Source organism: Actinoallomurus sp. NPDC052308, assembly GCF_040679195.1.
GTDB classification, from domain to species: Bacteria; Actinomycetota; Actinomycetes; order Streptosporangiales; family Streptosporangiaceae; genus Actinoallomurus; species Actinoallomurus liliacearum.
The window spans coordinates 24,290-37,336 of sequence record NZ_JBFAUM010000025.1 but is presented as its reverse complement, the minus strand read 5'-3'; the positions used below and the strand labels follow the sequence as shown (position 1 = coordinate 37,336).

Genomic DNA, 13,047 nt, shown 5'->3' with positions numbered 1-13,047 from the left:
TTCAAGATTCAAGATCTTTCGGAATGTCGTTTCATTTTGCTAGGTTGCCCGGCGTGGATCTGATCGAACGACGCCTCTCCGAGCTCGGAGAGGCCCTCCCCTCCCCCATCGCCGCTCCTCCCGGCGTCGCCCTGCGGTTGGAATTCGTCACGGCCGTGGGCGCGCTGGCGTACCTGTCGGGGCATGGCCCGGCCGACGGCCCCCAGCGCCTCGCCCGCGGCAAGGTCGGCGCGGACCTCACCGTGGAAGAGGGCCGGGCGGCCGCCCGTCAGTGCGCCCTCGCGGCCCTCGCGTCGCTCAAGCGCGAGTTCGGCGAGCTGACACGCGTCCGGCGATGGATCAAGGTCACCGGATACGTGAACTGCGTCCCGGGCTTCGAACAGGCGCCCGCCGTCGTGAACGGTTTCAGCGACCTGATCTGCGACCTGTGGGGTGATGCCGGACGCCACGCCCGCTCCGCAATCGGCGTCTGCGCTCTCCCGTTCGCGGTGCCCGTCGAGGTGGAGGCGATCGTGGAGATCGCCTGACCACCGGGGTCGCATGGGTTCCCGTGGGCGTCCGAGGCCGGCCTCGGTGCTCGGCCCTCCGGGCGGTCAGCCCATCTCCTCCAGTTTCTTGCCCTTGGTCTCGTGCAGGTACCTGACCACGAAGAAGACCGACAGCAGCGCGAAGATCGAGTACCCGACGTACGCGCCGGACAGGCTCCATTCGGACAGGCTCGGGAAGGTCACGGTGACCAGCCAGTTGGCGATCCACTGGGCCGCGACGGCCACCGCCATCGCCGCGGCCCGGATCCGGTTCGGGAAGATCTCCCCGAGCATCACCCAGACGACCACGCCCCACGACAGCGCGAAGAACAGCACGTACGTGTGCGCGGCCACCAGCGCGACGAGGCCGTGCGAGTGCGGGATGTGGACGTCGGTGCCGCCCATCTTCTGCGCGGCGCTGAACGCCCAGGCCATGATCGCCAGGGAGATCGTCATGCCGACGGAGCCGATCAGGGCGAGCGGCTTACGGCCGATCCTGTCGACGAACAGGATCGCGATCAGCGTGCCGACGATGTTGATGATCGAGGTGGAGAGGCTGATCAGCAGGGAGTTGGTCTGGGAGATGCCGACCGAGTGCCACAGCGACGCCGAGTAGTAGAAGATCACGTTGATGCCGACGAACTGCTGCAGGACGGACAGGGCGATGCCGATCCAGACGATCGGCAGCAGGCCGAGCGCGGGCCCGCGCAGGTCGCGCAGTGACGGCTTGTGCTCCGAGCGCAGGACTCCCTGGATCTCCTCGATCCGGGCGTCCAGGTCGATGTCCTCGCCCTCGACGTCGGCGAGGACCTGCCGGGCCTTCTTGAGCCGGTTGCTGGCGATCAGGTAGCGCGGCGACTCGGGGATGATCAGCCCGAACACGAGGAAGATCACGGCGGGCAGGGCCGCGACGCCGAGCATCCACTGCCAGGCCTCGAGACCGAGCAGGTGCCCCCGGACCTCCCCGCCGGCCATCGAGGCGATCGCGAAGTTGACGAGCTGGGAGATGGCGATGCCGAGCACGATCGCCAGTTGCTGGAAGGACGCCAGTCGCCCGCGATAGGCGGGCGGCGCGATCTCGGCGATGTAGGTCGGGGAGACCACCGAAGCCATCCCGATCGCGATGCCGCCGATGATCCGCCAGCCGGCCAGCTCCCAGTCGGCGAACGGGAACATCGAGCCGAAGGCGCTGATCACGAACAGCAAGGCGGACAGCCGCATGACGATGAGGCGTCCCCGCTGGTCGGCCAGCTTGCCGGCCACCGCCGCGCCGAGGGCGGACCCGAGCAGGGCCGACGAGACGATGAGGCCCGTGACGCCGGCCCCGACGTGGAAGTGGCCCTTGATACCGTCCACGGCCCCGTTGATGACGGCGCTGTCATACCCGAACAGGAACCCACCGAGAGCGGCGGCCGCGCTGATGAAGACCACGTGCGCGAGATTGTGTTCCTGTCGGGTGACGGGAGCTTGAATGGTCATGTTGATCCCGATCTACAGGTCGATGACGACTTTCACGTCGTCGTCGCTGCCGGCCCGGAGCGCCTCGGGCGCCCGGTCGAGGGGCAGCCGGTTGGTGATGAGTTGGGCGAGCCACGACCGGTCCGCCCGGCCGAGTGCCTCGGCGGCCAGCCGGTAGTGGCGGTGGTTGGCGTTGACCGAGCCGAAGACGGCGGCGTTGGACAGGACGATCTGCCGGTTCACCCCGCCGGCGTCTACCTCCGTCCGATGGCCCGCGCGCGAGACCCCGGTCAGGCACACGACGCTCGCCGCCGACTCGGCGATCGCCTCCATGACGAGCTGAGCGACGCCGGTGGCCTCGATGACGATGTCCGGCCGCGTCTTCGCGGCGACCTCGGCGACGGAGCCCGTGTGGTAGGTGCCGCCGAGCTTCGCGACGATCTTCGGCTTCACTCCCCCGGTGACCCGGTCGAGCACGTGGACGTCGAGTCCGCGCTGGGCGCCGAGCAGGGCGGCCAGCAGCCCGATCGGGCCCGCTCCGGCGACCAGGACCCGCCGGGGTTCGAACCACGCCCGGGCGCCGATCCGCTCGAGGTGGTCCCAGGCCTTCGCCACGACGGTCGTCGGCTCCAGCAGTACGCCGAGGTCGCCCAGCGCCGGATCGATGCGGACCGCGTAGTCGGTCTCGATCGTCCACCGCTCGGATCCGAAGCCGTGCCGTTGCTTGATCCCGCGCTCGGTGTACCGGCCGTTGCGGCACATGTCGAACTCGCCGTGCGCACAGGCGCCGCACGGCACCGGGTCGGGCCGCCGGACGATGCCGACGACGAGGTCGCCCGGACGGAAGTCGCCGCCCTCCGGCGCCTCCATGACCCGGCCGAGCGACTCGTGCCCGATGATCAGGTGTTCGTCGCCGGGCGGCGCGTAGCCGTAATCACCGGAGACGATCTCCCGATCGGTACCGCACACGCCGAGGGCGACCCCCTCGACGAGGAGTTCGCCCTCGCCCCGCATGGGCTCGGGAACCTCGCTCACCTGGAGCGACCCCGCCTTCAGCGGCACCGTCGTAAGAGCACGCATGGTCATCTCCTACTCAGAGCCGTTGCCCGTTCCCCCGAGGCAACTGCGGCCCGAATGTCCAGAATGTGGATTCGCGGCAACCGTACACACCGCACGCGTGATCAGGCCGCCACGGATCACACACGGAACCGGACATCGCGATCCGCCCGATGACGGGCGAACCACCGGACGCCGAAGGAAGGCTCAGGTCGCTCCAGGGGGACACGCCCCACCTTTGCCCCGATCAAAGGTGAACATGCTTCACGGAAGCGGATTCGAGACGTACGTCACCGCCGCCCGTCCCGGTAACGTGCGGAAACACGGTCCGGGGCGGGCACGGTGATCAGCCGGGGGCGGTGTGCGGCGCGGGGCCGAGGCGCCGTACGGCGCGGGGCCAGGACGGCACGCCGGGGTGAGTACGGCGCGGCGCCGCAACCGCGTGCCAGGGTGGCGCGGAGCGGCGCCAGGGTGGGCGCGGAGCGGCCCTGGGACCGCGCGCCAGGGTGGGTGCGGAGCGGCGCCGGGACCGCATGCCGGATGGCGCGGAGCCGCGCCGTCCGTCAGCGGACCGGGTGGCCGGCTCCGCGCAGCGACTCCTTGACGTCGCCGATCTTGAGGTCGCCGAAGTGGAACACGCTCGCGGCCAGCACCGCGTCGGCGCCCGCGTCGATCGCGGGGGCGAAGTGCTCGATCGCGCCGGCTCCCCCGCTCGCGATGACCGGGACGCTCACCACCGCGCGTACGGCGCGCAGCATCTCCAGGTCGAAGCCGTTCTTGGTGCCGTCGGCGTCCATGGAGTTCAGCAGGATCTCCCCGACGCCCAGCTCCTCGCCGCGCCGCGCCCACTCGATCGCGTCCAGGCCGGTGCCGCGCCGCCCGCCGTGCGTGGTGACCTCGAACCCGGACCCGGACCGGCGGGCGTCCACCGACAGCACGATGCACTGCGAGCCGAACCGGTGCGCCGCCTCCCGGAGGAACTCCGGCCGGGCGATCGCCGCGGTGTTGATCGACACCTTGTCCGCGCCGGCCCGCAGCAGCCGGTCGACGTCGTCGACGGTACGGACGCCGCCACCCACGGTCAGCGGGATGAACACCTGCTCGGCCGTACGGCGCACGACCTCGTACGTCGTCTCACGGCCGCCGCTGGAGGCGGTGATGTCGAGGAAGGTGAGCTCGTCGGCGCCCTCGGCGTCGTAGCGCCGGGCCAGTTCGACCGGGTCGCCGGCGTCCCGGAGGTTCTCGAAGTTGACCCCCTTGACCACCCGCCCGGCGTCGACGTCCAGGCAGGGGATCACCCGAACCGCGACACTCATTCTTTTTCTCCGTCCAGAAGCGCCTCGGAGTAGGCGTCCACCTCGATCTCCACCAGCATCCGGTGGTCGATGAACGCGGAGACCTCGATCATCGTCGCGGCCGGGCGGACCTCGCCGAAGAGCTCGCGGTGCGCCCGGCCCACGGCCTCGGCGTCGGCGATGTCCCGGACGTACATGCGGGTCCGCACGACGTCCTCGACCGAGGCACCGGCCTTCTCCACGGCCTGCAGCGCGATGCCGAACGCGGTCTTCGTCTGGCCGTACGCGTCGTTCTCGTACCGTACCTCGCCGTCCACCGTCGAGGTGCAGCCCGCGACGAGCACCCACGGCCCGGCCACGACCACCCGTGAGTACCCGACCGTGTCCTCCCAGGGACCGCCGGAGGAGATCCGCTTGATCACGCGCTCGCTCCCACCGCGGCCAGGGCCTCTTCCAGGGTGAACGCGCCGGCGTACAGGGCCTTGCCGACGATGGCGCCCTCGACGCCCACCGGCACCAGCCCGGACAGGGCGCGCAGGTCGTCCAGTGACGAGACGCCGCCCGAGGCGATCACGGGGCGGTCGGTGCGGGCGCAGACCTCGCGGAGCAGGTCGGTGTTCGGCCCGCGGAGGGTGCCGTCCTTGGTCACGTCCGTGACGACGTAGCGCGGGCAGCCGTCCGCCTCCAGGCGCTCCAGCACCTCCCACAGGTCACCGCCCTCGCGGGTCCAGCCCCGCGCCGCGAGCGTGGTGCCGCGCACGTCCAGCCCCACCGCGATCTTGTCCCCGTGCTCGGCGATGATCTTCCGGCACCAGTCGGGGTTCTCCAGCGCGGCGGTGCCGATGTTGACCCGCGCGCAGCCGGTCGCCAGCGCCGCCGCGAGAGAGTCGTCGTCGCGGATCCCGCCGGACAGCTCCACCTTCACGTCCAGCTTGCCGATCACGTCGGCGAGCAGCTCGCGGTTGGACCCCCGGCCGAACGCGGCGTCCAGGTCGACCAGGTGGACCCACTCCGCGCCCGCGCTCTGCCAGGCCAGGGCCGCCTCGACCGGCTCACCGTACGAGGTCTCGGTGCCGGCCTCCCCCTGCACCAGACGTACGGCCTGACCGGCCGCGACGTCGACGGCGGGCAACAGTACCAGGGACATGTCTTAAGACCTCCGGTCGAAGGCGAGCGTGACGAACACCGGGACCAGGAACACCGACAGGGCCAGCACCCCGAGCCGCCCGGTCCACGAGGACAGATATATCCAGGCGACCACCTGGATGAGCACGAAGACCACCGCGACGATGGCGTTCTGCTCGCGGCGCCGCCGGGCGAGGATCCCGCCCGGGCGCCCGGACCGGCGCGGCAGGAGCCCCGTGACCCGGGCGATCCGGGCCCGGCGCCGCGCCCGACGCGCGTCCCGGCGGGCGGCCTCGGCGGCGGCGCGCTGCCGCGCCGCCTCCCGTTCCGCCCGGCGCCGCTGACGCTCCTTGCTCATCAGAGCGTCGACAGCCAGTTCTGCAGGACGACGGCGCCGGCGTCGCCGGACTTCTCCGGGTGGAACTGCGTGGCGCTCAGCGGGCCGTTCTCCACCGCCGCGACGAAGCGCTCGCCGTGCTCGCTCCAGGTCACCAGCGGCGGGGTGAACCGGCCGGGCGGCATGTCCCAGCGGCGCACGCCGTACGAGTGCACGAAGTAGAACCGCGTGTCGGGGTCCAGGCCCGCGAACAGCACGGTTCCCTCCGGCGACTCGACGGTGTTCCAGCCCATGTGCGGCAGGATCGGCGCCTCGATCCGCTCCACCGTGCCCGGCCACTCGGCGCAGCCGTCGGTGGTGATCCCGTGCTCCACGCCCTTCTCGAACAGGATCTGCATGCCGACGCAGATGCCGAGCACCGGGCGGCCGCCCGCGAGCCGGCGGCCGATGATCTGCTCACCGCGGACGCCGCGCAGCCCGTTCATGCACGCCGCGAAGGCGCCGACGCCCGGGACCACCAGGCCGTCGGCGTTCAGCGCGGCGTCGAAGTCGGCGGTCACGGTGACGTCCGCCCCGGCACGGGCGACGGCGCGCTCGGCGGAGCGGAGGTTGCCCGATCCGTAGTCGAGGACGACGACGTTCTTCACAACGTGCCCTTCGTCGAGGGGATGCCGTGCGCGCGGGGGTCGTGGGCGACGGCGTCCCGCAGCGCTCGCGCCAGGGCCTTGAACTGCGCCTCGACGATGTGATGCGCGTTGCGCCCGTACGGGACGTGCACGTGCAGGCAGATCGCGGCGTTGAACACGAACGCCTCGAAGATGTGGCGGGTCATCGTCGTGTCGTAGTCCGGGCCGATCATCGGGGCGATGCCCTCCGGCTCGGTGTGCACGAGGTACGGCCGGCCGGACAGATCGACCGTCACCTGGGCGAGCGTCTCGTCCAGCGGCACGCTGGCATCGGCGAACCGCCGGATGCCGGACTTGTCGCCCAGGGCCTCGCGGAACGCCTGGCCGAGGGCGATCGCGGTGTCCTCGATCGTGTGGTGACTGTCGATGTGCAGGTCACCGGAGGTCTTCACGGTCAGGTCGAACGACCCGTGCTTGCCGAGCTGCGTCAGCATGTGGTCGAAGAAGCCGACGCCGGTGGCGACGTCCACCCGCCCGGTGCCGTCCAGGTCGACCTCCACGACGACCTGCGTCTCCTTCGTGCCCCGCTCGACGCGTCCGGTGCGCATCCGCTTCTCTCCTCCGTCGATACTCATACGCTTGCCTTGAGGGCGGCGCGGAAGGCCGCCATCTCCTCCGGTGTGCCGACGCTGACCCGCAGCCACTCCGGCGGACCGACCTCACGGATCAGCACGCCGCGGTCGAGGACGCCCTGCCAGACGGCCCGCCGGTCGGCGAACCGGCCGAACAACACGAAGTTGGCGTCGGAGTCGGCCACCTCGAAGCCCTCCTCGCGCAGCCAGCCGACGAGGGCGTCCCGCTCGGCGCGCAGCGCCTCCACCGCGCCCAGCAGCTCGCCTGAGTGGGCGATGGCGGTGCGCGCCACCGTCTGCGTCACCGCCGAGAGGTGGTACGGCAGGCGCACGAGCAGCAGCGCGTCGATGACGGCGGGGTCCGCGGCGAGATAGCCGACCCGGGTGCCCGCCATCGCGAACGCCTTGCTCATCGTCCGCGTGACGATCAGCCGGGGGTTGCCGGGCAGCAGCGAGAGCGCGCTCGGCGTACCCTGCCGGCGGAACTCGGCGTACGCCTCGTCGACCACCACCATGCCCGGCGCGACGGCCAGGACCGCCTCGATCGCCTCGAGCGGCAGAGAGGTGCCCGTCGGGTTGTTCGGCGAGGTCAGGAACACGATGTCGGGACGGTGCTCCTCGATCGCCGCGACCGCGCGCTCGGCCTCCAGCCCGAAGTCCTCGTCGCGGTACGCGTCGATCCACTCGGTGCCGCTGACCCGCGTGATGATCGGGTGCATGGAGTACGACGGTTCGAAGCCCAGCGCGGTACGGCCCGGGCCGCCGAACGCCTGCAGGATCTGCTGAATGATCTCGTTCGAGCCGTTGGCCGCCCAGACCTGCCGGGCGGTGACGCCGTGGCCGAGGTAGTCGGCGAGGTCCTTGCGCAGCTCGACGGCGTCGCGGTCGGGGTAGCGGTTGAGCCCGCCGGCGACCTCGGCGACCGCGCGGCCGAGCGCCTCGACCAGTCGCGGCGACGGCGGGTAGGGGTTCTCGTTCGTGTTGAGCCGCACCGGCACGTCGAGCTGCGGCGCGCCGTACGGCTCCCGCCCCCGCAGGTCGTCGCGGATCGGAAGGTCGCTCAAGGACGTCACTCGGGGATACCCCAATCGAACCGGGCCTTCATGGCGGCGCCGTGGGCGGGCAGGTCCTCGGCCTCGGCGAGCGTGACGACCCGCCCGGTCACGTCCGCCAGGGCGGCCTCGTCGTAGTCGACGACGTGGATGCCGCGCAGGAACGTCTGCACCGACAGGCCGCTGGAGTGGCAGGCGCATCCGCCCGTGGGCAGCACGTGGTTCGAGCCGGCCATGTAGTCGCCGAGCGACACCGGGGCGTGCGGCCCGACGAAGATCGCGCCGGCGTTGCGCACCCGGCTCGCGACCGTGCGGGCGTCGGCGGTCTGGATCTCCAGGTGCTCGGCGGCGTACGCGTCGACGACCTTCAGCCCGGCGTCGACGTCGTCGACGAGCACGATCCCGGACTGGCGGCCGGCCAGGGCCGCGGTGATCCGCTCGGTGTGCTTGGTCCGCGTGACCTGCTCGGTCAGCTCGCGCTCGACCGCGGCGGCGAGCTCCTCGGAGTCGGTGACCAGGACGGCGGCGGCCAGCGTGTCGTGCTCGGCCTGGCTGATCAGGTCCGCGGCGACGTGCACCGGGTCCGCGGTGGCGTCGGCCAGCACCGCGACCTCGGTCGGACCGGCCTCGGAGTCGATGCCGATGACGCCCTTGAGCAGCCGCTTGGCGGCCGCGACCCAGATGTTGCCGGGCCCGGTGACCATGTCGACGCGCCGGCACTCCTCGGTGCCGTAGGCGAACATCGCGATGGCCTGCGCGCCACCCGCGGCGTACACCTCGCCGACGCCGAGCAGTGCGCACGTGGCGAGGATCGTCGGGTGCGGCAGGCCCCCGAACTCCTGCTGCGCCGGCGAGGTGACGGCGAGGGACTCGACACCCGCCTCCTGCGCGGGCACGACGTTCATGACGACGCTGGAGGGGTAGACGGCCTGACCGCCGGGGACGTAGAGCCCGACCCGTTCCACCGGCACCCAGCGCTCGGTGACGGTGCCGCCGGGGACCACCTGCGTGGTGACGTCGGTGCGCCGCTGCGCGCGGTGGACGACGCGGGTACGGCGGATGCACTCCTCGAGCGCGTCGCGGACGGCGGGGTCGAGTTCTTCGAGGGCACGGCCGATGGCCGCCTCGGGCACCCGCAGCGACTCGACCTCGATCCCGTCGAAGCGCGCGGTGTAGTCCCGTACGGCCTCGGCGCCACGATGGCGTACGTCATCGCAGATGGGCCGCACCTTCTCCAGGGCGGCCTCAACGTCGAGCTCGGCTCTCGGCAGCACGGAGCGCAGGTCGTCCGGCAGGGACCCGCGCAGGTCGATACGGGATATCACCTGATCAGTCTACGAAGGAGCTCCACCTGCCCGGACGCCCGTCTCACCCAACGAGACGTCAGGAAGTATGCAAGTGACATCACTTTGGTGTCCTTGCATGCTGGACATGCAAATTGCGAGTTCCGCAGTGCCCTGCGTGGCCTGCTCCTGACGGGCAAGGTGACGCCCTCCAGGGCCGAGGGAGCGCGGATCGTGAAGGAGAGCCTGCCGTTCACCCGTCACTCCGACGATGTCACGGGCGATCGCGCCTGGGATCTCCGCGGCAACTTCAACGCGTACGACGCGACCTATGTGGCTCTGGCGGAGCTTCTCGACTGTCCGCTGGTGACCACTGACGCCGAGATCGCTCGTGAGGTCCGGACCGTACGGGTAGAGCTGCACTGATCAGTGCGCCTGGGCCTTTCCCAGGCCCGACATGATCCCTTGCCGTCACTGCTCTCTACCGGCGGCAGGTGCCAGTGATCATGAAAGATGCTCAGGCGTGGAGGGTGCCTTCTATGACGGTTGTGGCGCCGCCGCGCAGGATGACGCGGTCGTCGCGGACCGACAGGCGCACCTCTCCCCCGCGCGCCGACGCCTGGTAGGCCACCAGTTCGGCGCGGCCCAGGCGCTCGGCCCAGTAGGGCGCCAGCATGCAGTGCGCCGACCCGGTCACCGGGTCCTCGGGGACTCCGACCCTCGGCGCGAAGAAGCGGGACACGAAGTCGTGGTCCTCGCCGGGCGCGGTGACGCAGATCCCCCGGGCGTCGATCCGGCCGAGCGCGTGCTGATCGGGTCGCAGCGCGCGGACGGTCGTGGCGTCCGGGAGGACGGCCAGGACGTCGTTCTGGCCGTTGCGCCCGGTCCAGAGCGGCTCGGCGCCGAGGGCCTCGGCCAGGCCGGCGGGCGGGTCGGCCTTCGTCGGAGGGACGGCGGGGAAGTCCATGGCGAGCAGATCGTCCTCCCGCCGTACGGTCAGCACGCCGCTGCGCAGGGTCTGGAAGCGGATCGGCCGGTCGCCGGGGACGGCCCCGGTCTCGTACAGCACGTGCGCGGCACCGAGGGTGGCGTGGCCGCAGAGGGCGACCTCGACGGCGGGCGTGAACCACCGCAGCTCGAAGTCGGGCCGCACTTCACCCCCATGGCTACGCCCCGCCGCCCCCCAGGCGGCCTCGAGAGGGCGCGGGAACGCCGTCTCGGAGAGGTTGAGCTCCGCCGCGACGCGCTGCATCCAGCCGGCGTCCGCCGGGTCGGTCAGCGGGCAGACCCCCGCGGGATTGCCCGCGAACGGCCGGTCGGTGAAGGCGTCGACGACGTACACGCGCATGCGCCCACCCTAGGGCGTGTCTCGAAGTCCCCGTCCGTAGCGAGCGGCGTCCAGGCGGCGCGTCGCAAGGCGGAGGAGGGAGTCAGCCCGGTGTTGGCCGGCGACCGACGACAACGCGGCGAGGCGTCGTCTGGACGCCGCAGTAGGACAGCGGGACTTCGAGACACGCCCCAGGGCTCGGCGCTACGCCCCCGGCCGCGTGCCTCCGGTGAACTGCTCCCAGCTCTCCTGCTGGTCCGCGGCGGCCGGGCCGCCGGTGGGAAAGCCGCCCCAGCGGCGGGGGCGGGCGACGATCCAGCCGAGTACGAATCCGACGCAAAGACTGGCGATCGCCAAAAACAACATGTTCAGCCACATAAGGGCCTCCGAACGACAAGCCGGCGGGAGGTACCGCCGTACCGCGGCGGCGGGGCCGCGCGGTCGTCCGACCGTAACCCCGCAGCTCGCGGTGGTGTGTGCCGGTTGACGCGATCTAGTCCAAGGTGACTACGGTCACACCATCCGACCGGTGACCTCCGACCGGTCGTCGGTCGTCCGGGCGATCGCCTTTACGTTGTAGATCACGAATACGCGCGCGACGGCGGCCACTCTGAGGTCGTACGCTGAACGCCGTGACCGAACGGCTGCCGATCTTTCCGCTGGGAGCCGTGCTGTTCCCGGGGCTGGTGCTGCCCCTCCAGATCTTCGAGGAGCGGTACCGCGACCTCATGCGCGACCTCCTCGAAGGCGAAGAGCCCTTCCGGTTCGGCGTCGTCTCCATCGAGCTCGGCCACGAGGTCGGTCCCGGCGCCGCCCGCCGGCTCGCCGCGGTCGGCTGCACCGCGGAGCTCCGCGGGGTCCAGCGGCACGACGACGGCCGCTACGACGTGGTCACCAGCGGCGGCACGCGGTTCCGGATCGAGGACGTCGACGACTCCCTGAGCTACCTCCGCGCGGACGTGACGATGCTGCCCGAGGAGAGCGGGCCGGAAGCCGACAAGATCACCGAGCCGGTGACCAGGCTGTTCCACCGCTACTGCGACCGGCTGACCGAGCACGGCGCCGAGGTGACCGAGCTCGACGACCTCCCGGAGCAGCCGGTCCAGCTGTCCTACGTGGTCGCCGCCTCGATGGTCCTGGACCGCCACGACAAGCAGCGACTGCTGCAGGCCGAGGACGCCGCGACCCGGCTCCACCTGGAGTACGACCTGCTGCGCCGGGAGAACCTCCTCCTGAAGGTGTTCCCCGCCGTGCCGGCGTCGGAGTTCCTCGGCGGCACCGTCAGCCCGAACTGACTCTCGGAAGGAAAGAGACACCAGTGGCATCGAACCGGCGATCGGGCGGCAAGGGCACGCCCGCGACCGTGTCGGCGACCCGCGCCGGAATCGAGTTCACCCTGCACCCGTACGAGGCCGATCCGGACGCGGACTCCTACGGCGAGGCCGCCGCCGACGCCCTCGGGGTCTCCCACGACCGGCTCTTCAAGACCCTGGTCACCGAGGTGGACGGCGACCTGACCGTCGCGGTCGTGCCGGTCTCGTCCTCGCTGGACCTCAAGGCACTGGCCGCCGCGGCCGGGGGCAAGCGCGCCGCCATGGCCGACCCCGCGCACGCCGAGCGCGTCACCGGGTACGTCCGTGGCGGCATCAGCCCGCTCGGGCAGCGCAAGCGGCTGCCGACGGTGGTCGACTCCTCCGCGTCAGGATTCCCGACCATCTACGTCTCGGCCGGTCGGCGCGGCCTGCAGATCGAGCTCTCCCCCGCCGACCTGGTCCGGCTGACCGGAGCGTCGACCGCCGGCATCGCCCGCGGCTAGCCGGCCGCGCGACTCCCGGTGCGCCACGTCCAGCGCCTCCAGCAGGCCGAACACCACGACCGCCGTCAACGGCCAGGCGAGGACCACGCCGAGGGCGTGCAGGCCGAGCGGGGCGCGGGCGAGCGCCCCGTCGCCGGCCGTCCGCAGCGCGTGCTGGTAGGCGCTCTCGCCGATGAAGTGCCCCAGCCGCCAGGCGACGACCGCGGCCGCGACACCGCCCGCCGCGATCCCCGCGAGCGGGCCCAGGTCCCCCAGCCGCCCGGCCAGCACATAGGCGGCGAGGCCGCAGAGCAGGCCCGCGGCGGCGGTCAGCACGGCGAACCAGCCGTCCGCCGCGATCAGTGTCTGGGTCTCCGGATCGGCGAGGAGGCCCTTGCCGCCCGAGACCTGGTAGACCGTCCGGGGCGCGATCGCGACCCACAACAGCCCGACGGGCACTCCCAGCACCGTGATCGCAAGTGCCGCCAGCAGTCCGATGCGTATCCGGCTCGCCACTCGCCCTCCCCCGGCGTT

17 protein-coding genes are annotated in these 13,047 nt (G+C 71.6%); 4 read left to right on the top strand and 13 right to left on the bottom strand.

Going from position 1 to position 13,047, the window contains the following annotated elements; genetic code table 11:
* Positions 1-53: 53 nt before the first annotated feature.
* On the top strand, positions 54-527 hold the full coding sequence (locus AB0L00_RS36425; RefSeq protein WP_364441915.1) for a RidA family protein: 474 nt from the start codon (positions 54-56) through the stop codon (positions 525-527).
* A 66-nt stretch (positions 528-593) separates the two neighbouring features.
* Here AB0L00_RS36425 and AB0L00_RS36420 read toward each other — a convergent pair whose 3' ends face one another.
* The 10 genes from AB0L00_RS36420 to hisD all read right to left on the bottom strand — a co-directional run bounded on the left by AB0L00_RS36420 (position 594) and on the right by hisD (position 9,433).
* Complete coding sequence (locus AB0L00_RS36420) at positions 594-2,006, bottom strand: sugar porter family MFS transporter (RefSeq protein WP_364441914.1); 1,413 nt, start codon at positions 2,004-2,006, stop codon at positions 594-596.
* A 12-nt stretch (positions 2,007-2,018) separates the two neighbouring features.
* Positions 2,019-3,065 (bottom strand): glucose 1-dehydrogenase, encoded by a 1,047-nt coding sequence (locus AB0L00_RS36415; RefSeq protein WP_364441913.1) that lies wholly within the window; start codon positions 3,063-3,065, stop codon positions 2,019-2,021.
* 539 nt (positions 3,066-3,604) lie between these two features.
* Positions 3,605-4,357 carry an imidazole glycerol phosphate synthase subunit HisF gene (hisF, locus tag AB0L00_RS36410; protein ID WP_364441912.1) on the bottom strand — a complete coding sequence of 251 codons (753 nt, stop codon included), beginning with the start codon at positions 4,355-4,357 and terminating at the stop codon, positions 3,605-3,607.
* Positions 4,354-4,758 carry a RidA family protein gene (locus tag AB0L00_RS36405; RefSeq protein ID WP_364441911.1) on the bottom strand — a complete coding sequence of 135 codons (405 nt, stop codon included), beginning with the start codon at positions 4,756-4,758 and terminating at the stop codon, positions 4,354-4,356. Before AB0L00_RS36405 ends, hisF begins: the two co-directional genes overlap by 4 nt.
* Entirely contained in the window at positions 4,755-5,483 is a 729-nt protein-coding gene (priA, locus tag AB0L00_RS36400; RefSeq protein WP_364441910.1) for a bifunctional 1-(5-phosphoribosyl)-5-((5-phosphoribosylamino)methylideneamino)imidazole-4-carboxamide isomerase/phosphoribosylanthranilate isomerase PriA, read from the bottom strand. Before priA ends, AB0L00_RS36405 begins: the two co-directional genes overlap by 4 nt.
* A gap of 3 nt (positions 5,484-5,486) precedes the next feature.
* Positions 5,487-5,819: a hypothetical protein gene (locus tag AB0L00_RS36395; protein WP_345365210.1), complete on the bottom strand. Its 333-nt coding sequence runs from the start codon at positions 5,817-5,819 to the stop codon at positions 5,487-5,489.
* Positions 5,819-6,445, bottom strand: a complete 627-nt coding sequence (hisH, locus tag AB0L00_RS36390; protein ID WP_364441909.1) for an imidazole glycerol phosphate synthase subunit HisH — start codon at positions 6,443-6,445, stop codon at positions 5,819-5,821. Before hisH ends, AB0L00_RS36395 begins: the two co-directional genes overlap by 1 nt.
* Positions 6,442-7,032, bottom strand: a complete 591-nt coding sequence (gene hisB / locus AB0L00_RS36385; protein ID WP_360878822.1) for an imidazoleglycerol-phosphate dehydratase HisB — start codon at positions 7,030-7,032, stop codon at positions 6,442-6,444. Before hisB ends, hisH begins: the two co-directional genes overlap by 4 nt.
* 23 nt (positions 7,033-7,055) lie before the next feature.
* On the bottom strand, positions 7,056-8,129 hold the full coding sequence (locus AB0L00_RS36380; protein WP_364441908.1) for a histidinol-phosphate transaminase: 1,074 nt from the start codon (positions 8,127-8,129) through the stop codon (positions 7,056-7,058).
* Positions 8,126-9,433 (bottom strand): histidinol dehydrogenase, encoded by a 1,308-nt coding sequence (gene hisD, locus AB0L00_RS36375; protein WP_364441906.1) that lies wholly within the window; start codon positions 9,431-9,433, stop codon positions 8,126-8,128. The genes AB0L00_RS36380 and hisD overlap by 4 nt, the downstream gene beginning before the upstream one ends.
* A 192-nt stretch (positions 9,434-9,625) precedes the next feature.
* Between hisD and AB0L00_RS36370 the strand changes: the two genes are divergently transcribed.
* The gene (locus AB0L00_RS36370) at positions 9,626-9,817 is read left to right on the top strand and encodes a type II toxin-antitoxin system VapC family toxin (RefSeq protein ID WP_364441905.1); all 192 of its coding nucleotides are present in this window, start codon (positions 9,626-9,628) and stop codon (positions 9,815-9,817) included.
* A 91-nt stretch (positions 9,818-9,908) separates the two neighbouring features.
* On the opposite strand, the gene AB0L00_RS36365 is transcribed toward AB0L00_RS36370, so the two are convergent.
* Positions 9,909-10,739: a PhzF family phenazine biosynthesis protein gene (locus AB0L00_RS36365; RefSeq protein WP_364441904.1), complete on the bottom strand. Its 831-nt coding sequence runs from the start codon at positions 10,737-10,739 to the stop codon at positions 9,909-9,911.
* A 183-nt stretch (positions 10,740-10,922) separates the two neighbouring features.
* A complete protein-coding gene (locus AB0L00_RS36360; RefSeq protein WP_364441903.1) occupies positions 10,923-11,084 on the bottom strand; it encodes a hypothetical protein in 162 nt (53 codons plus the stop codon).
* Between the two features lie 266 nt (positions 11,085-11,350).
* On the opposite strand from AB0L00_RS36360, the gene AB0L00_RS36355 reads away from it, so the two are divergent.
* On the top strand, positions 11,351-12,013 hold the full coding sequence (locus AB0L00_RS36355; protein WP_364441901.1) for an LON peptidase substrate-binding domain-containing protein: 663 nt from the start codon (positions 11,351-11,353) through the stop codon (positions 12,011-12,013).
* A gap of 23 nt (positions 12,014-12,036) precedes the next feature.
* Complete coding sequence (ybaK, locus tag AB0L00_RS36350) at positions 12,037-12,534, top strand: Cys-tRNA(Pro) deacylase (RefSeq protein WP_364406971.1); 498 nt, start codon at positions 12,037-12,039, stop codon at positions 12,532-12,534.
* On the opposite strand, the gene AB0L00_RS36345 is transcribed toward ybaK, so the two are convergent.
* On the bottom strand, positions 12,418-13,029 hold the full coding sequence (locus AB0L00_RS36345; RefSeq protein ID WP_364441899.1) for a hypothetical protein: 612 nt from the start codon (positions 13,027-13,029) through the stop codon (positions 12,418-12,420). The genes ybaK and AB0L00_RS36345 overlap by 117 nt on opposite strands.
* Between the last annotated feature and the right edge of the window lie 18 nt (positions 13,030-13,047).